Raw genomic sequence first — 18,411 nt, 5'->3', positions numbered from 1 at the left:
ATTAAAATGTGGGTGGAACTGCTTCTTCTGGGTTTCTTACGTAAGCGGGATCAAAACCGGGAATCCCTGCAGCCAATTCATGTAAATCAGGCTGCTTCCAGATAAGCTCATAATAATCCAATGCCCCATAAGAATCAAAATGGCTATCGTAAAGCAAACGTAAATACTTTTCACGATCAGAAAAAATGATTCTGTTTACTTCATGAACCATCTCTTCAAAGGTCCGGCTTTCTTTATCAAATTCGTCAATGGAATCATGTAAAAGTCCAAGAAGCACAATGTACTTTTCCGCTTGTTTGAGAGACTTCAAGGAATAAGCCAACTCTTGGAGTTTCATTAAATACAAATAAGGTCGAATGTTTTTTCCAATGATTAACTTCTGTTTTGCAACAGCAATTTCACGATATCCTAAACGTAGGTAGGATTTAGTTTCTGTTTTTTCTTTGCCATTGGCAAGTCTCGCAAGACGACCCAATTCTATTTCCAATTCTTCAATTTCATCTTCTAAAACATAGATATAAAGTTGGATGAGTAATCCTTGTGTCCTTCTAAGTTCTGCATAAGAACGTCCCAAATCCATTTGTAAATGAAGAATTTCCGATTCTATATGGTGTTGTACGCAACGTTTGAAATATTTTTTTTGGTCTTCTGTTCCTCGATTGCTAATTGTAGAATTTAAAATGCGTAGAAACTCGTAGTTGTCCTTAAGTCCATAGCTAACACGGATTAACTGGGTTGCTTTGGAACTGGACTGATCCGGTGTCATCTCTCCGATTGCTGTCAGAAAGAGCAGTACTATTACCGAAAAACGTTTCATCTATGGAAATAGTTTCGGTCGTACGCAGAAAACATTAGCATGATAAAAAAGAAAAGACATTTACGTCTCATATTCTAGTATTATGTCGAGAGAGGAACCTGTGCAAAAGTTAGGATCACTACCAACTTCCCCTTTGGAAGCCATTGACCTCCTTAAATCCGAAATGGACCAACCAGTCTGGGAATCGCGTCTTTTGGATTTGATGAAATTAGCTGCTGATGGTGATAAAAACACCTGGACTATGATCTACCAAATCATTAGGGAAGCCGACTCTGGTCGACTGAGTTGGGGATACCATAAATCATTATTGTCAGGTATGGTTTATCTTCTGTCCTACGTGGGTGATTCCAAAAGTTACCGAGTGTTACTGAATTATGTCAAATCACTCGACCGTGCCATTCCCATTGGTGCCATGGAACTCATTTCAGATTTGCTTCCCACTTTTGCTGAACTTGATATTCGCGAACTTTTTACCATAGCTTCTAATTCTGATGAATTAAAATCTGCATTCGCTGTTCTTGCCTTATGCAAACTCAATATGGAAAATCGACTTTCCGATGATGAAAAAGAAAAACTAAAAGAGTTTTTATCCACATATAAAAATTTTAAATACTATCTCACTGATACAATCGAAGTAACGTTAGAACAACTCAATGAAACGGATGCAAGCGACATGTTGACGGAGTTAGATGGAATCTTTCAATGAAAGCAGCTGTACTTCCCCAAGGCTCAAGATCTCTTGAAATTCAAGATTTAGATCTTCCCACACTTTTACCCAACCAAGTAAAAATCAAAGTCAAAGCCTGTGGAATTTGTGGGTCAGACATCCACTTAGTTCTCCATGGAAAAATGAAAGCCAGTTATACTCCTTGTGTCCCCGGACATGAAACTTCTGGTGTTGTTGAAGAAATTGGAGAAGAGGTTACAAAATTCAAAAAAGGAGACCGGGTGGTTGTTAGCGCCGGGACTTCTTGTGGAAAATGTAAACACTGTTTGGCGGGTCGGGAAAACCTTTGCGAAGAAATCGGAGTTCTTGGATTCAACCAACGTGGTGGATTTGCCGAATACTTACAAATCGAAGAACGATACTTACACCAATTGCCTGATGAAATTCCATTTACCGAAGGAGCCATTCTTGCTGATGCCGTCTCCACACCCTACCATGCTGTCAAATACCAAGGGGAAATCAAACCAGGTGATACAGTAGCCATCATTGGTTGCGGAGGTCTCGGAATCCATGCGGTTGCCATTGCCAAAGCTTTAGGTGCAGGTCGAATCTTTGCAGTCGACATTGACAGCGGTTCCTTAGAAAATGCAAAAGCCTATGGAGCCGACGAACTCATCTTAGTTGAAAAAAACATGCAAGTCGGCAAAGTTTTAAAAGAAAAATCTGGCGGTATTGACTTGTTATGTGACTTTTCTGGTTATATGCCCAATATAGAAAATTCGGTTCGAGCCATGAGTCGTGGTGGACGAATTGTCCTTGTTGGAATAGGCAGAAACAAATTAGAAATACCTATGCCCTTTTTTCTTATCGAACGACAAATTAGAATCACAGGATCCTATGGTTCTGATAGAAGGGCAATTCCTGAACTCATCCAACTCTATAAAGACAAAAAGCTAAGTTTAACGAAATCAATTAGTGGTGTTCATAAGTTAGAAGAAACAAATGAGTTTTTACATGCCTTGGAAGAGAAAAAGGGAAATCCCATTCGATTCATCATCAATCCAGAATTATAGTTTCTAAATTTAATTTCATTAGGTTATAGATCAGATTCCAAAATGATAGCGTTATGGTCTCAAATTTTGAATTTAAAATTGATTCTATTTAATTTCTACTAATAAGAAACTCAAATCGTCCATTTGGTATTTCCATCCCGAAGAAAACCGAAAGAGTGAGTCTTGTACTATTGTTGCCAATTCTTGAAATTTTTGATACCGATTGTCCCATAACAATGATTTGAGTCTTTCTTCCCCGAAACTTTCACCTTCCTCATTGAGTAGATCGAATATTCCATCAGTGTAGAGTAAGATCCTATCTCCTGGCTTTAGTTTCACCATTTCCTCTGCAAAAGGCAAATGCGAAAATAAACCCAATGGTTTTCCTTTCGCGTTTAAATAAATGACATCTGGTTCTGAATTTCTAATGAGAAAAAAACCTGGATGACCTGCATTACTGAATGTAGCTGTATAAGATTCGGTATCGATAAATACATATGAGGCGGTAATAAATAGATTTTTTGTTTTTCCTACCAAATGCCTGTTCATCAAATGAAACACACGTGATGGGAATTGTAAATAAGGACCAGCACCAACAAATGCCATCTTTGACATAGCAGCCACCATGGCAGAAGAAATTCCATGACCAGAAACATCTGCCATAAGTATGGCCCAATTCCCCATACTATCTTTGGTATGGTCAAAATAATCACCGCCCACAGACTCTAAGTTTTGCGAAAAACCAATGATCCGAATTTTTTCATCTTCATTGTACTTAGATGATAACAATGATTTTTGCAATGCATGAGCAAGAGCCAAATCCTTGTCTATTTGAATTAACCTTTGTAACTCTTTATTTTTCGTCCTTAATTCGGCGTTCATTCTGTTGATTGAATGTAAGAGCTGCCAATAATGTTTGAAAACATAAAATCCAAACAAAGCTAACATTAAAAAAAATCCATAATGAATGACCCTATGCCCATGTCGAAAGAACTCAAGATCGACCAAAATATCATGTAGTCCTGCAAACACAATGATGAGGAGTCCCAAGGTTATCGCTCGAAGATTATTGTTTCCTTTAATCAGAACATAAACAGAAGAAAAAATGGCTCCAATTGCTTCTAATACAATCACCCAATTGTAATCGTCTTCGCTATTGAGAAAAGAAATTCCATCTTCATAATTACTAAGAATGGATACTAAAAAAACGATGAGATGTATGCTTGCGAGTATCTTGAATAAATTTCGAAAAAATGGAGGGAAAATCCCAATTAAAAAAAGCAAAAGTGCAAAAGGAAAAAATGCAATATTGAAATAAGTAAGAGGAACAACAATATAGGAAAACTGTGTGAGCGAAAAACCAACAAAACCATTGAATGCTTCGATGAGAGATGCAGAAAACAAAAGTATTGAGAAATTCAAAAAGATAATTTCTCTTTTTCTAAGAAAATAAAAGCCAAGGAAAATTGTGGAAAGCACAAGTAAAATGGGAGCGAAGAATGTTTCTGAAAAATTATCTAAAAACAAATCCACCAATGCCATAGAATGGTCTTTCAAATAAACGTCGCGATCCATTCCGATAAAACCACGATACCGCGATTGGAATTGGATGATGAGTGAACCAGATGGGTTTTGATTTAATGGAATGATATAAGGGAAAATATGATCTTTAAGTTTTGATTCAAAAACCAGGTCATTCCCTTGAAAAATTTTAAATTGTTCCAATGCTATTTCTGCATAGAGAACAGGACTTTTGAGTTGCCTTACAAACTGATCACTAAACTTAATATATAAATATTGATTTTCTATTGATTCAAATCCCAACTGATTCGAATCCATTTTTTTCCATACGTTTTCTGGAATCGAATGAGGGTCTTTTAATTCCTCAGACGACCAAAAAAAGTATCGATCCAAAAGATAAACAGACTGTTGGAATTGGCGGTCAGGTGTAACTTCCGAATGTAAATCCAAACACCCGCAAAATAAAACTACAAACCCTAAATAAAGAACGATCCGTAAGAAAGTATGGATCGATTTATATGGTTTGACTTCTTTCAAATTTTTATTCCTATAGGATAAGCAGGATTAAGTTCAATGAATCGCAATCGATTCCTATCATTTTTTTACCTACTTCCCCTACTATTATTGTCTCTTACTGCGCTAATGGCCCAAGAAGAGAAAACCGCCCAAGAACGATTCGTGGAAGACAAAATGGAATGTTATTCCATCGCCACGGAAATTGACGGACAAGAATACCAGAAATCACTTAAGTGTATCTCACAAGATTCCATCTGTTACATTATCCAAGGTTTTGCGATGAGTTGTATTCCAAGAACTGGAAGATATCCCGCTGAATTACCAAATCTGATCCCAAAACCGACTCAACCATAATCGTATAACAGGAGATTTATGAAAATCAAAACAAAAATCAGTGAAATGTTGAAAATTGATCTACCGATCATCGCAGCTCCCATGTTCCTCGTCTCCTATCCGGAGTTAGTGGTCGCGGTCTCCGAAGCAGGCGGAATTGGCTGTTTTCCTTCTTTAAACTATAGAACACCCGAACAGTTACACGAAGGAATTCTGGAAATTCGTTCCAAAACCAAAAAACCAATTGGTGTCAATTTGATCCTTCACAAGGAACATAACCCCAATTGGGCGAAACAATTTGAAGTGGTTATGGATTTAAAAGTAGAACTTATCATTACAAGTCTGGGAACTCCAAGAACCATTGCAAAAGAAATCAAATCTAATGGATCCACTTTGTTTTGCGATGTGACCACATTAAAACATGCAAACATAGTAGCAAAGTCAGGAGCAGATGCTCTCATTGCCGTTTCCCAAGGGGCCGGTGGTCATGCCGGTGCAATTACACCGTTTGCTTTAATTCCTTATCTAAAAAAAGAAGTTGGTTTGCCGGTCATTGCTGCAGGTGCCATTTCTACCGGTTCCCAAATGGCCGCAGCATTGTCTTTAGGTGCAGATGCAGTTTATATTGGAACTCGTTTCATTGCAACACCAGAGTCAAGGGCACAAAACGAATACAAACAAATGTTAATTGACTCAAGTCCGGACGAAATCGTTTATACTGAAAAAATTTCAGGAATTCCAGCAAACTGGTTAGCAAAATCGGTGGAACGTTCCCCAGAAATTTTAGAAGACGGCCCGAAAAAAATTGCCGCTGGTCATGCCGGGGGAGAAAAAGCCATCGAACAGGAATACAAACGTTGGAGAGATATTTGGTCTGCAGGCCAAGGTGTGGCTCAAATCCATGAAGTGAAACCGGCCGGAGAAATCGTAAAAGAAATCGCGAATGAATACTTGGCAACAGTCAACAATTTGCCTCGTTAAACAAGCGCAATGCGAATCGGTATTTCGCCGGATCGCATTGCAAAAAATTTACTTAAATAAAATTTGAATTTTCTAAGTATATTCAATTTTACACATCAAAAAAGTATTAAAAACCTATAGTTTCCGAATCGCTTCGATCATTCCTTTGGTATCTAAATAATCATTCGATTTATAAATCATCTTACCGTCTGCATTAAGGATTAAAAAGAAAGGCAAACCGATTTTTAATTCAGGATAATTCGGGTCGTTAGCAAATTCTTCAAAGATAGGATCGGTATCGTAAACTTTCCAAAGAATTGTATTCTTTTTGAAAGTTTCATTCCATTCTTTATTCGTTAGGGTTAGTTTTTGAAACTCTTTACAGTTTGTACACCAGTCTGCATAAAAATCGATAAATATCGGTTTACCTGTTTCCTTTGCGAGTCGGAACACTTCTGTTTTCGATCGGTGCCATTCTAGATTTCCATGAACTTCCATTGGAACTGAATTTGACCCTGGATCTGATTCCCCGATAGCTGTCTGAAATTTAAAAATGGCAGATTGTAAAAGTAGAACTAGAACCACGAGCGAGCTATAAGCACCCAATTGAAACAAAGATAGTTTCATCCTTTCGCAAGGAAGGCCTTCTTTCTTTTGTAAGTAGAGAAAGGTTAATGCCAAACTCCAAATTAAAAATACTTTTGCAGACAAACCAGAATCGTAACCCCAGAGGACAAATGCCTTTTCTAGATAAGTATAGGAAAAGTATAGAATGAGCAGTGCAAGAATCCACTGTACTGACTTCATCCACTTACCAGATTTCGGTAAGGCAAATCCAAAAACTCCAATGAGCAAAAAAGGAATTCCCAGTCCCAAACCAAAAACAAACATTTTTAAAGAAGTAAAAAGAATTGGAACAATACGAATTCCTTCCGTTTGGTACGTAATGAGTTGGACAAGAATAGAAACTACTACTGGCCCTACACAAGGCGATGAAAGAAGCCCCGCTCCAATACCAAGAAAAAATGTATTCGCATAACTAACATTTACTGAATTTCGCAAATCCCCAGAGAAAAAAGGAAAGTATAAAAACTCCGCGACACTGAGTCCCAAGATAAAAAGTAAAATAGCGAGTACCAATTGCGTTTCTGGGTAACGTAAAAAAGAATTGAATGCCCCTCCGCTAAGGCCTGCAATCAGACCAAAAACTGCATACATAGTGGCAAGACCAATATAATAAACCAAAGGATGTGACCATTTGTGTTTAGACACACGAGATTTTAGAATTCCCGCTGTGATGGGATACAACGGATACACACAGGGCAAAAGACCGGCGAGAAGTCCACCTAGGGCTAAAAAGAAAATACTTAAAAACGAAAAAGAGCCAGAAGACAATTGGGATTCAATAAAGGCTTGGATTTCAGATACCATACACTCTGTCTTAGAACGTAGCTGTGGCTTTCAAAACAATACTTCGATCCAATCTTCCGTATTCAGAGATCGGATGCGAGATAGGTTTTGAAAACTGTTCTATATATTCGACACGATTTGATGCCTCCCCGGTACTGTCTACATACCATTTATTTGGTTCACCTCTAGTATCAAAGGAGCGAACCTCAGTGTATCCCAGTGCCAATCTTGCCGAAGGGGTTAGAAACCATTCCCCAAAGATTTGGCGAGTGATATAATAAGACTGGTCTGAATAAGCAGGATCCGTAGTTCCCGGTTTGAACCGAAGCCATGGTTCCTTTTCCACAGTTTCTGTAGCTCGTAAACCAGTGGCAGGACCCCCAGTGGCAATTTCTCCGCGAACCACAAGCCGAAGAATTCCATTTCCAAGACCAGCCCAAGCATAGGCTCCTCGTCCCGTAGATTCAGCAACTTTCGTAGCAGGTTGGTAAGGAGCCAATCGGTCTACGATTTCCCCACCCAAATGTTTTTTGGCCATTCCACCCAAGCCCAAATTGAGTATTTCTTTCCAAACTAGGTGAGATTCAACAGCAACCACTTGTTCTTGGTTGAGAGAAACACTTCCCTGTTTTCTAGTCGCTGGATTTCCATCGCTAGCAAGGCAACTTGTTTTACCTTCACGGCATTCATCACTCGCATAACCTAAAGCATTCGATGCTCTTCCTAAAAGATGAATTCCTGTTTTTAAATTTTCTGACCAGGTTGGCTCCCAACCTAGTTTTCCAATGACATCATAACCAGTGTTTGTTGTATTCTGAGTATTTCGGTAACCTTCTCCGTTTACAATTGCAGTTTGAACAGAAAAAGAATTCCAACGAAGTATATAATTAATTCCAAGATCCACGGGATCTTTTGCAAAACCCATGGACTCTAATGGCGATTTATCAAAGTAACGCCAATCATAGTTTCCTGACCAAACGGAAAACATATGAGGCAGTTCAAACATACCAAACTGAATTTGGTGTTTTGTATTTCCTAGTTCAAAAGATTTAGCAAGGTTTGCTCGCCTAACCAAAAATACATAAGGATTAGATTTGTTCCCAGTTCCCGCTAAAGTGTCATTGGTAAGGGCATCATTGCGAAGGATTTCTCCCCAAAATTCAGCCTTCATTCCTGTATTTTCCCATTCTTTGGACATCGTGATCATTGTCCATGGAAGAGAAAAACCTGCTTTATCGGAGGGGGTAAGGTCGGTTGTCCCGGAGGCTTTGTCTCGAATTCGGTAGGAAGCTGTGGGGGTTAAGATGGCACCAAGTTTGAGTCCGTAATAGCCATCAGGTTCGTCTTTTTTCGTAGTAACAACTTCTTCACCTAACAAAGGATAAGCGAAGAAGCATAAAAGTACAATGAATCGGAAATATAATTTCACTTTTTACCGTAAGTTTCGTCCGGAGTAAAACTAGTATCTTCCCAACCAACTGGTTTGTGACAAGGAAGGCAACGAGACAACATGGAGATCTCTTTTCGTTTTTCTCTAAACTGAATGGTAGCACCTTCTTTTGTGATTAAATCTTTGTAATCATTTTTTTCTAAATCTGTGGCTCCCATTTTTAATGCTCCACCACTTCCTTTAGAAAAATCCGATCCATTGATATTGACTTTACCTTCGCAAACACAAGTGTATCCTTTCTTTTCTTTTTCTTCGTAAAACACACCGAAGGCTGTCCCTCTTACACCTGCCGTTGTAGTAGGAGTAGAAACTTCAAAACTTCCTTTTTTAAAGTTACTGACCCGAAACCAAGCCGCCCCTTTTTCCACATAGGCTTTTGCCACTTTATTTTCAGTATTCCATTCTTTCAGTGTAAAATCCGTGTTAGGTTGGATTCGAATTTCGGTTTCTTGGTATAAAAAATCTACTTTGGATCCGTTACCGGTTTTGATTCTATCACCAGGTTTTAAGATATCGTTTACTTTGAGAGTCTTCCAAAGTTTGGAGGAGTCAGTAGAAGAAAGAAAACTCACCTTACCGCGGGTAAAAGTTGCCACAGCAAATTCATCCGCCGAAAGGGAAACACTGATCATAATTAAGGAAGAGAGGGTTAGAAAGATTCTGAGGCTCATAATCTCTCTAACAAACAGAAGGAAAAAAATTATCAACCGAATTTATAAATTCGGTTGTAGCTTAAATTACCATGGAATGGAAAATCCCATATCTTTTAATTTGGATTCCAATTCCTCACGTTCTCGGCTTTTTTTCGCTGTGGTTCCTTCGGCATCCAATAATCCGAGTTCGATTGCTTTCTTCTTTGCTCCCTCTTTACCGGAAGTATTAAAAGCATGAATGATTTGGGTATCATATTTGGTTAGGTTGAGTGCATTTAATCGATAGTCGACAAATGCTTCCCAAGCATTCGGAACCCATTTTTGTACAATTTGTTCTCCAATTGTTTTTGCAAAAAGACGTATTTCTAATTGCGCATGGTCATCCATTCGAAGTGCCAAAAAGTGGAGTAAATTGTGAAGATCCACCTTCCAATAGGCTTCTGTATAGGTTGCAAGTGGTAAGTCTTTTCTTGCTTGTTCACGAGCAACACCCATCTCTAATCTTTCATTATAAATATCTGAAGCAAACTTCTGGAATTCTGTTTCTTTTTTCGTTAGGTGGTCACCTTTGGATAATTCTAAATATCCATCACTACCTTGTTTGTTTCCAACCGATTGAACTCGCCATTCTCCCGGAAGTGTCGTTTGGGCAGAATCAATGGCTACGGAGTAACGCGTAGAGTATTCATTGACATTTGCCATACGGTGACGAATCCACTGACGCCAAGTGTCCATAGGAACGCGAACATGTAGCTTGAGTTCGCACATTTCGAAAGGAGTGCTGTGGCGGTGACGCATTAAATAACGAATAAGACCTCGGTCTTCATTTACCTTTTTTGTTCCTTTTCCGTACGAAACGCGTGCAGCCTGAACGATCGATTCATCAGATCCCATGTAATCAACGAGTCTGACAAATCCATCGTCCAAAATTGGGAATGGTTTTCCTAGAATGGAGTCTAATTCGGGAACGGAAACTCTTGAAATGGATTCGAAATCAGATTGTTGCATATTAGCTTTATTTTTTAGTTCACAGGCATATGAAAAGTCGAAAATAGAGTTATAGCGTACCGTATCGCCATCATCAATAGAAAGGAAGCTAAATGGCTCTTGAAGAAAATTCGCTGGAAGATCGTTTGATCAAAATTTCCACCAGGGACAGCAATAAAAGTCTCATGGTGAGCCCGGACAAAATCTATATTTTTCCGGTTCCCAAAACTACCTTCCAGTTTTTGGAAAATATTTGGCAATCCTTTACTAATAAAATGGTTTCTTTAGTTGATTTCAACGATGATCCCATTTTCAACTTTTCAATTTTTGAAGTTATTGACCAAGATGAAATGAAAATTGTGGCCACAGCCACACACTTCAAACTAAAGGAAATTGCGGAACGCCGTAGAATTCCTGGAATTGAGGAATACATCAAAAAATCTCGCCCCATCCATTTGGGAGATCCTCGTAACGAGTCTGCAGGATTCATTCGTAAGTCCATCATTGATTTTAATAAAGGCCTAAGACCGGAAGTCATCTTTGTTAATTTGAAAGAAGAAGAAATCCATCCTGAGAAAAAAGTTTTACTCTCAGAAACCATGAACCATGCGATTGGAATTCCTCTCTTTGTGAATGAAAACCCAATTGGGATTTTGTGGGGGATAACTAAAGATCCAATTCCTGAAGACAAAATCCGTCCCCTCACTCTCCAACTCTATTCTTTGTTTGATGTGATTGAGTTTGTAGTGGCAAAAGAAATGGAATCTGGAAATGACCATTACATTGCTCAAAAAAATATCGAAAAGGCTGATACAGTTTCCAATTCACGAAACTTATTTTATACAACCACCAAAGACCAAAAAGAACCGGTCACATCGATTATATTCAAATCTCACCAGTACAATATTGAATATAGAATGGATGCATCTTTTATCATCCCAACTACTGATGGTTATGCGGTTTCCTTAAAAAGTTTTACTCCGGAAAAATTAAACAATACCGGAAAAAATCTTTTGCTCATACCTGGATTTTTTTGCCGCCGTTCAGTTATGGATAAACTCGCAAAAGAACTGGCGCTGAAATATGGTTACCGAGTTTTCCTTATGGATATGCGAGGAAGGTCCAGACAAACCATGCCTAAACACGGCAAAAAAGAAGGATGGACTGTTGATAATTACATCCAAGATGATTTTCCAGAAATTCTTCGTTGGATTCGCTGGCACTATCCAAGTGAAAGGACAGTTGTCCTCGGTCACAGTATGGGTGGAATGATTCCTCGTTTTTATGTTTCTTCCTATGAAAAAATCAAAGAACTTAAAGAAGAATTCAATTTACCACAACCTGAAGAATACATTGCAGGTATTGTTTCCATTACTTCCCCAAACTACATCAGTTTGAAATCTAATTTTATTGGGCTCGATACTCTGAAACGTGGGTTCAGTATGTTACCACATAAAATGATTTCGGATATGATTTTGAGTATGGCTAGTTTTTCTATGCAAGCAACTATCCAAACCATTGACTTAAAAAAATTCTTCAAATTGATTTTGAACCTTCATTCCAGTTTAAGAAGTTTTAGTTATAATATTGGAACCAAAGTTTTGACGATCAAAGACTTTGTGGGTTATAAAGAAATCACTCCTCCTGAATGGTATTTTCTTATGGAAGACGTGTTTTGCGAAGAATCAGTTTCTGTGATTATGCAGTTTTTCCAAAGCCAGATTTCTAATGAAAGAAGTTTCTGGTCAAACGATGGCCGCATCAATTATACCGAAAACTTCCTAAATAATTTTAATATGCCTATCTATAGTGTTGTCGGAACGGTAGATAAAATTGTACCGGAAGAAAGTCTCACGGAACTGAAAGATCTCAAATCAGAAAACAAGGTGATCACTTATTATGAACAAGGCCACCTTGGAATCATCTTTCACGGAGAAACCGTTCGTAAAATTTGTAAGGGGATCAATGAATGGATCCAAGGTTTAAAATAGTATAACTTTTTCCCCTAACGCCCGCTAAACCGGTTGTGGATGAGTTCCATCTCTTTTTGAAGGGTGGCATTACGACCGGCGAGGAAGTAGGCTCCTCTGACAGGAATGCTTGTGATTTCGGAATCTTCCGTAATCGTCACAACTGTTCCTGGGACCTTCGGTTCCAATGAATAAGTCCAAGACCCACGCATTTTAAAACTGGTGTCGGTTAGTTCAATTTTCCAAAGTTTGTTTGGAATGAACTCGCGGAGTTCAAAAATCATGTACCCACCCATATCTGGAGTTTCTTCCCACTTTGTCGGAGTTCCATCTGGTCTAGTTTCTAAAATTTTGATCGCCACTACCTCTTTTCTGCGATTCGGTAGGTCCTTGATATCTGTGATATAGTTCCAAATGTCTTCTGGTTCGGCTTTCAACCATTCGCTGGTTTCTGAGTGGAATTTTGGTTCTTGAAAGTAACCGACGGCTAAAAAAAGAACAACGAGCCCAATAAGCAAAAAACTGGTTCCAAAGGCAAAGAGAACAATTCGTTTCATAACTTTTTTTCTTGCTAAGACCGGGATTGATCAATCATAATCTTTCCCACAATGCATGCAAATGAACAGTTGATTCAAAAGTTTTACACAGCCTTCCAAAACAAAGACGGACAAACCATGGTGGGTTGTTACCATCCTGATATCGAATTCCAAGATCCTGCTTTTGGTTCCCTTAAAGGAAAGGAAGCAGGAGCAATGTGGCTCATGTTAATCGAACGAAGCCAAAATCTAACCATTCGTTTTTCTAATATCAAAGCGGATGATTTCAAAGGTTCTGCCGATTGGGAAGCGGATTATAGTTTTAGTAAAACTGGCAGAACGGTGCAAAATAAAATCCATGCAAATTTTACGTTTAAAGACGGAAAGATTCTCATTCATAAAGATCATTTTTCGATGTGGAAGTGGTTGGGAATGGCTATGGGTCCTGTTGGTTACTTACTTGGCTGGTGGCCGGCACTCGGAAACAAAGTAAAGAAAGAAGCTTTGACTGGATTGCAATTGTATATGAAACGAAAAAGAATGTAGTTTATTTTCTAAAGGGAAACCACTTCCCTTTAGAAACTTCAATATTTTTCTGATCAGAGAATTCTATTACGGGTTTGGCATATTGGAAAGGCCGCCCGCATTGATCACATCGGTAAAACCTACAGATTCCAAAAAGGATTTGGCACTTCCACTGCGACCACCTGAAGCACAATAGACAACGATCGAATGGTTTTTGTCACCAAACTCGTCCAGACGTTTTGAGACTTGGTCTACAGGTATATTTACCGCACCTGGAAAATGCCCAGATTGAAACTCAGCAACAGTCCGAACATCTACAACGAGTGCTCCACTATCAATTTTTTCTTTTAGTTGGGTCTGGTTTGCACCTAATGAAGTTTTTAATTTATAAACAATAAAGATAACACAAACGACAACTAAAATGATGAGAACAATTCGATTCAAAATTACGCTCCTACTTTATTTGAATAGACGAATGATATGGTATTTTTCGGACCAAGCTCACGAAAAAAACAAGAATAATAACCAGTATGGCAAGCAGCTCCGATTTGGCCTGTAACATATTGTATAAAAAATGGATTAGAATGTACATAAATCGCAGATAAATTCTGCAAGTGACCTGACTCTTCTCCTTTCACCCACTTCCCATTTCGCGACCGACTAAAGTAAGTACCAAGTCCTGAATCCACTGCAGACAAAAGACTTTCCTTTTTCCCCCAAGCCAACATCAAATCCTTTCCGGATAAATCTTGAGCAAGAAACGGAGAGAGAGGTGGAATGGTTTCTTGAAATGACTTCCAATCATCAGCTGTGAATTTCAAATTTCCAGACTCCCATAACAGTCGTTTGCTTTCTTCTTTGACATTAGGATCAATTTCCAACAAAGCATCTTCATCACAATCTACAAATAATTGTTTGTTTCCAAATTCAAAATGATCAACAAATTCTTGTGCTAGTTTAGAACTAACAACGCGTAAAGTAACATCTTTAGATTCTAACGAAGGTTTGGAAATGATTGTAATTTCTTTTCCTGAAGGAAGCTGGATCATAAACTTGTCTCCACAGATAATATTTCTGTAGTTTTTGTTTTTCCACGTAGGGACAATGTTCCCATGGATTTGATCTTTAGATTTTGTCGAAATTCGAGAGATATCTGATCATATAATTCTTTTGAAATCAAAAAGTTTCTCTTCAAATCTTTGCCTAAAGATTCTAACCTACTGGCAGCATTGACCGTATCTCCAATCACTGTGTATTCAAGGCGTTTCTCCACACCCACATTGCCAACAATCACTGTTCCATAGTGGATTCCAATCCGAATGGAAACTGGTTTTTCTCCCATTTTTTCGCGATTCTGATTCCAAAGAGATAATGCTTGGATCATGGCTACACCAGCTTTGGCAGCATTTGTTGCATCCTCTTTTGCTGGAAGTGGTGTTCCAAAAGTAACCATCATCCCATCACCAATAAATTTATCGAGTGTCCCACCGTGATTAAAAACAACATCTAACATAAAACTATGGTATTCGGAAAGTAAAGACATGGTCTTTTCAGGTCCAAGGGTTTCGGAAATATTTGTGAAATTTGCAATATCACAGAATAACACTGCTACAGTTGATTCCTTTCCTCCTGGTTTGAAAAAATCATCTCCTGCTTGCCCCATTTGGTATGCAACGTTAGGAGAAAAGTAGCGGGAAAGTTGAGTCATCTTGATTTCATTAGTAACAGCAGTAAGGACAGTCCGCCTAACACGATAAGTAAGGTAAGCCAAAAAAAATCCTAAAACACCGATGATTCCCATGGACATTATGTAATTATTGACATGGGCCGCAGGTCCAAGAAAAGCTTCTTTAAAACTTTCTGTACTCACGAACCTAGGGTCTTGTTGAGCATAAACCAAAATACCAGCTTGGCTTATCACAACACCCAAAGCATAAATCATTGGGTAAATCGGTTGGATGCTAAATGCGTTCATTATCAAAGTGCCAGCAATGATAAAATGTAAGTAAGTTTTGATTAAATAAGTCCTAGGAACTTGTGATTCTCCCCCTACAGCATTGTACCAAATAAATGGGAGGAGAGTAATGATAAATAAATCAATCACAACACAAAACAATCCAACAAAAGAAACGAACTTCCCTTGTTTTAAAAACTTAGATAAAATATAAAGTACTACATTTAAAGCTAACGAAATGGAGGTTATCGTTAGAATTTCAAATAAAGTTTGTGCAACAAAAAAGGTTCCAATCGTAAGAAGCGAAAAGATAATAATTTTTCCATAGAGGCTAAATTTAATCCCTTCAATTTCCTTTTCTCGTAAGATTTGTTCCGACTTTGTTGCCATTGTTTTATTTCAGAAGATCTCCAGGATTTGCATCACGATCAGGAACAAATAAAGATAAAGTTTTATCTTTTCCTGAAGCAAGTAACATCGCTTCCGATAAACCAAATTTCATTTGTCGCGGTTTTAAGTTGGCAACTACTACTACTTTTTTACCTACCAACTCTTCTGCTGTGTAACTTGCTTTGATTCCGGCAAATACATTTTTGATTCCTTTTTCTCCCAAGTTTACTTTCACAAACAAGAGTTTGTCGGCTCCTTCTACAGGATTTGCCTCTACAATGTGACCAACTCTTAGTTCTACTTTGGAAAGTTCATCAATGGTAATGTATCCGTCTTCCGAAACAGTCGCTGTATCAGAATCAGTTTTTTTTCCTTGTTCTGATTTTGTTTTATCTGGATTTGCCTTTTCAAAAGCTTCTTTGGTTTCTTCAATCATAAGTGAAATATTTTTTTCCTCAACGCGTTTTGATAACATTTGGTATGGCCCAAGAACTTTGTTTTCCAAAGTCTCAGTTAAATTTAAAAAACTTAAATTCTGGACTTGGAATAAAGATGCTAAGGAACTCACAATCTCTGGAGTCACAGGCGCCATATAAGTGAATAAAATCTTAGCACAATTAAGGGAAGTGGTGACTACTTCTCTAGCTTTTTCTACGTCCGTTTTGATTAGGTTCCAAGGAGCATAATCATTTACATATTTATTAACTTTATCACCGAGCCCAGTAATTTCTCGCATCACCTTAGAATAGTTACGCGAATCATATGCTTCTCTAATTTCTGAATCTTTTGAAAGAAGTTCCTCAACAAGTATTTTTCCTTCTGCAGAAAGTACACCTAACTTTCGATCCATTTTATCAAGAATGGAGGTCGAAACACGAGATACCAAATTTACTAAATTTCCAATGAGATCAGAATTGACTCTAGATACAAAATCATCAAAAGAAATATCTACGTCTTCCATTCCAGAACCCAATCGACAAGCAAGATAGAAGCGAAAATGTTCTACATCCAAATACTTGGCAAATGTAGATGCATTGATAAATGTTCCTCTTGATTTGGACATCTTCTCGCCGTTAACTGTCAAAAATCCATGTACATTAAGTTGCGCTGGTGTTTTGTAACCAGATCCCATAAGCATCGCTGGCCAAAAAAGTCCATGAAAGTAAAGAATGTCTTTTCCTATGAAGTGAACAATTTTACCTTTTCCTTCTTTCCAAATTTCATTGAACTTTTTTTCATCTTTTAGAAAGTTTAAAGCAGATGCCATGTATCCAATTGGTGCATCCAACCAAACATAAAAATATTTGTTTTCTTCTTCTGGAATTGCAAATCCAAAGTAAGGGCCATCGCGACTTATATCCCACTCTTGTAGGCCAGAAGTAAACCATTCCTTTAGTTTTTTCTGTGCTCCTTCATTCAAGCGACTTCCCTCTTCCATCCAAGATTGTAATTGTGATTGGAAGTCTTGGAGTTTAAAAAATAAATGTTTGGATTCTTTGAGAACCGGTTTAGTTCCACAGATAGAACAATAAGAATCCTTTAGATCTTTAGGAGAGTAACTGGTTCCACAAACTTCGCAAGAATCACCATATTGGTCTTTGGCGCCACATTTGGGACAAGTTCCTTTGATAAATCTGTCAGGTAAAAACATTTGATCATGTTCGCAGTACGACTGTTCGATGTTTCTTGCTACGATATGACCATTTTTCTTTAAAGTAAGATAGATAGATTCTGAGAATTTTTTATTTTCTTCTGAGTTTGTCGTATAATAGTTATCATACGAAACTCCAAAAGCAGTTAAATCTTTGAAATGTTCCTTCTGTACTTCTTCGATCATGGACTCAGGAGTTTTGCCTGCTTTTTTTGCAGCAATCATAATTGGAGTTCCATGTGTGTCATCGGCACAGAAAAAATAACAATTGTTTCCAACTAACTTTTGGAAACGTACCCAAATATCTGTTTGGACTGCTTCCAAAACATGGCCTAAGTGGATGGAACCGTTGGCATAGGGAAGAGCACTTGTAACGAGTATGTTTTTCGACATAGATTAATTCCAGTTTCCTGATTCGAACTTCCAATTCAGCCCATTTTTGGGAAAAATCAAGAAAAGAGTAAAAAAATGAAGTTACGGAAGAATCTGAAGTATTAAAATTCACGTTTGTTATGGCAAAGAAAATCGTTCAAAATTTAAAACAAGTCAAGGGAAACAAAAACAAACATCCGGAATCGATCCAATCGACTCTGGACATCGAAAGTGACCTTCACATTGAATATGCCAAAGTCCTGCTTAGTTTGTGGTCTTATGCCTGTAATGCCGATGGTCAGTTCAAAAAAAAAGAAGGGGATATTGTAGGGGAACTAGTCAACGTACTCTTTGAACCTGATTGCCTCCTCAGTGGATTTCAGGCCCAAAAAAAACCAGTTTTAGAAATTCTTTCAAAGACTTTTGAAAATCCTCTCCCAATGAAAACCATTACTAAAGTTGTTTTGGATAACGATGAATATGCATTAAATTTTTTTGAAGATGCCGTCTGTATTGTTGCCTCCGATGGGGCACTCAACCAGGAAGAAATTCGGTTTTTAGATGACCTTGCCAATGAACTCAAAATTAGTCATATGGACAAAGTGAGAGTTGAAAAAAAATATTTGGCTTAAGTGACTTCCAATCTT

The 18,411-nt window shown here is 38.0% G+C and carries 18 protein-coding genes; 7 read left to right on the top strand and 11 right to left on the bottom strand.

The genetic code is table 11. The features are described from left to right. Position 1: 1 nt before the first annotated feature. On the bottom strand, positions 2 to 817 hold the full coding sequence (locus LEP1GSC203_RS04875; RefSeq protein ID WP_002972786.1) for an adhesin OmpL37 family surface protein: 816 nt from the start codon (positions 815 to 817) through the stop codon (positions 2 to 4). 82 nt (positions 818 to 899) lie between these two features. On the opposite strand from LEP1GSC203_RS04875, the gene LEP1GSC203_RS04870 reads away from it, so the two are divergent. Together LEP1GSC203_RS04870 and LEP1GSC203_RS04865 are read left to right on the top strand one after the other, a co-directional pair. Beyond that, on the top strand, positions 900 to 1,523 hold the full coding sequence (locus LEP1GSC203_RS04870) for a hypothetical protein (RefSeq protein WP_198008546.1): 624 nt from the start codon (positions 900 to 902) through the stop codon (positions 1,521 to 1,523). Beyond that, positions 1,520 to 2,557 carry a zinc-binding dehydrogenase gene (locus LEP1GSC203_RS04865; protein ID WP_002972586.1) on the top strand — a complete coding sequence of 346 codons (1,038 nt, stop codon included), beginning with the start codon at positions 1,520 to 1,522 and terminating at the stop codon, positions 2,555 to 2,557. The genes LEP1GSC203_RS04870 and LEP1GSC203_RS04865 overlap by 4 nt, the downstream gene beginning before the upstream one ends. 84 nt (positions 2,558 to 2,641) lie before the next feature. On the opposite strand, the gene LEP1GSC203_RS04860 is transcribed toward LEP1GSC203_RS04865, so the two are convergent. Further along, complete coding sequence (locus tag LEP1GSC203_RS04860; RefSeq protein ID WP_002972911.1) at positions 2,642 to 4,594, bottom strand: PP2C family protein-serine/threonine phosphatase; 1,953 nt, start codon at positions 4,592 to 4,594, stop codon at positions 2,642 to 2,644. 36 nt (positions 4,595 to 4,630) lie between these two features. On the opposite strand from LEP1GSC203_RS04860, the gene LEP1GSC203_RS04855 reads away from it, so the two are divergent. Continuing rightward, entirely contained in the window at positions 4,631 to 4,927 is a 297-nt protein-coding gene (locus tag LEP1GSC203_RS04855; RefSeq protein WP_002972789.1) for a hypothetical protein, read from the top strand. Between the two features lie 18 nt (positions 4,928 to 4,945). After that, positions 4,946 to 5,887 carry an NAD(P)H-dependent flavin oxidoreductase gene (locus LEP1GSC203_RS04850; protein ID WP_002972730.1) on the top strand — a complete coding sequence of 314 codons (942 nt, stop codon included), beginning with the start codon at positions 4,946 to 4,948 and terminating at the stop codon, positions 5,885 to 5,887. A 114-nt stretch (positions 5,888 to 6,001) separates the two neighbouring features. On the opposite strand, the gene LEP1GSC203_RS04845 is transcribed toward LEP1GSC203_RS04850, so the two are convergent. The 4 genes from LEP1GSC203_RS04845 to thyX form a co-directional block, all read right to left on the bottom strand. Further along, positions 6,002 to 7,297 carry a protein-disulfide reductase DsbD family protein gene (locus tag LEP1GSC203_RS04845; RefSeq protein WP_002972619.1) on the bottom strand — a complete coding sequence of 432 codons (1,296 nt, stop codon included), beginning with the start codon at positions 7,295 to 7,297 and terminating at the stop codon, positions 6,002 to 6,004. A gap of 10 nt (positions 7,298 to 7,307) precedes the next feature. Next, entirely contained in the window at positions 7,308 to 8,705 is a 1,398-nt protein-coding gene (locus LEP1GSC203_RS04840; protein WP_039937154.1) for a hypothetical protein, read from the bottom strand. Continuing rightward, complete coding sequence (locus tag LEP1GSC203_RS04835; RefSeq protein ID WP_232225779.1) at positions 8,702 to 9,397, bottom strand: FecR family protein; 696 nt, start codon at positions 9,395 to 9,397, stop codon at positions 8,702 to 8,704. The genes LEP1GSC203_RS04840 and LEP1GSC203_RS04835 overlap by 4 nt, the downstream gene beginning before the upstream one ends. A 66-nt stretch (positions 9,398 to 9,463) precedes the next feature. Beyond that, positions 9,464 to 10,387 (bottom strand): FAD-dependent thymidylate synthase, encoded by a 924-nt coding sequence (thyX, locus tag LEP1GSC203_RS04830; RefSeq protein WP_039937150.1) that lies wholly within the window; start codon positions 10,385 to 10,387, stop codon positions 9,464 to 9,466. Between the two features lie 92 nt (positions 10,388 to 10,479). Between thyX and LEP1GSC203_RS04825 the strand changes: the two genes are divergently transcribed. After that, positions 10,480 to 12,357 (top strand): alpha/beta fold hydrolase, encoded by a 1,878-nt coding sequence (locus tag LEP1GSC203_RS04825; protein WP_002972882.1) that lies wholly within the window; start codon positions 10,480 to 10,482, stop codon positions 12,355 to 12,357. A 14-nt stretch (positions 12,358 to 12,371) separates the two neighbouring features. Here the strand turns inward: LEP1GSC203_RS04825 and LEP1GSC203_RS04820 are convergent, their stop codons facing one another. Then, positions 12,372 to 12,893, bottom strand: coding sequence for an SRPBCC family protein (locus LEP1GSC203_RS04820; protein ID WP_002972571.1), 522 nt, complete (start codon positions 12,891 to 12,893; stop codon positions 12,372 to 12,374). A 51-nt stretch (positions 12,894 to 12,944) separates the two neighbouring features. Here LEP1GSC203_RS04820 and LEP1GSC203_RS04815 point away from each other — a divergent pair, with 51 nt between their 5' ends. Further along, positions 12,945 to 13,418, top strand: a complete 474-nt coding sequence (locus LEP1GSC203_RS04815) for a nuclear transport factor 2 family protein (RefSeq protein WP_002972451.1) — start codon at positions 12,945 to 12,947, stop codon at positions 13,416 to 13,418. Between the two features lie 66 nt (positions 13,419 to 13,484). Here the strand turns inward: LEP1GSC203_RS04815 and LEP1GSC203_RS04810 are convergent, their stop codons facing one another. Genes LEP1GSC203_RS04810 through metG form a run of 4 tightly spaced genes read right to left on the bottom strand, consistent with a single transcriptional unit; the run spans position 13,485 to position 17,785 of the window. Further along, complete coding sequence (locus LEP1GSC203_RS04810) at positions 13,485 to 13,841, bottom strand: rhodanese-like domain-containing protein (protein ID WP_002972216.1); 357 nt, start codon at positions 13,839 to 13,841, stop codon at positions 13,485 to 13,487. Positions 13,842 to 13,843: 2 nt separating this feature from the next. Next, positions 13,844 to 14,446 (bottom strand): phosphoribosyl-AMP cyclohydrolase, encoded by a 603-nt coding sequence (locus LEP1GSC203_RS04805; RefSeq protein WP_002972379.1) that lies wholly within the window; start codon positions 14,444 to 14,446, stop codon positions 13,844 to 13,846. Next, on the bottom strand, positions 14,443 to 15,741 hold the full coding sequence (locus tag LEP1GSC203_RS04800) for an adenylate/guanylate cyclase domain-containing protein (protein WP_002972800.1): 1,299 nt from the start codon (positions 15,739 to 15,741) through the stop codon (positions 14,443 to 14,445). The genes LEP1GSC203_RS04805 and LEP1GSC203_RS04800 overlap by 4 nt, the downstream gene beginning before the upstream one ends. Before the next feature lie 4 nt (positions 15,742 to 15,745). Next, complete coding sequence (metG, locus tag LEP1GSC203_RS04795; protein WP_002972904.1) at positions 15,746 to 17,785, bottom strand: methionine--tRNA ligase; 2,040 nt, start codon at positions 17,783 to 17,785, stop codon at positions 15,746 to 15,748. A 119-nt stretch (positions 17,786 to 17,904) separates the two neighbouring features. Between metG and LEP1GSC203_RS04790 the strand changes: the two genes are divergently transcribed. Further along, positions 17,905 to 18,396, top strand: a complete 492-nt coding sequence (locus LEP1GSC203_RS04790) for a TerB family tellurite resistance protein (protein ID WP_002972568.1) — start codon at positions 17,905 to 17,907, stop codon at positions 18,394 to 18,396. The last annotated feature ends 15 nt before the right edge of the window (positions 18,397 to 18,411 follow it).

The sequence above is a fragment of the Leptospira terpstrae serovar Hualin str. LT 11-33 = ATCC 700639 genome, assembly GCF_000332495.1.
Classification (GTDB): Bacteria; Spirochaetota; Leptospiria; order Leptospirales; family Leptospiraceae; genus Leptospira_A; species Leptospira_A terpstrae.
This window is presented reverse-complemented; position numbering and strand designations above follow the sequence as displayed.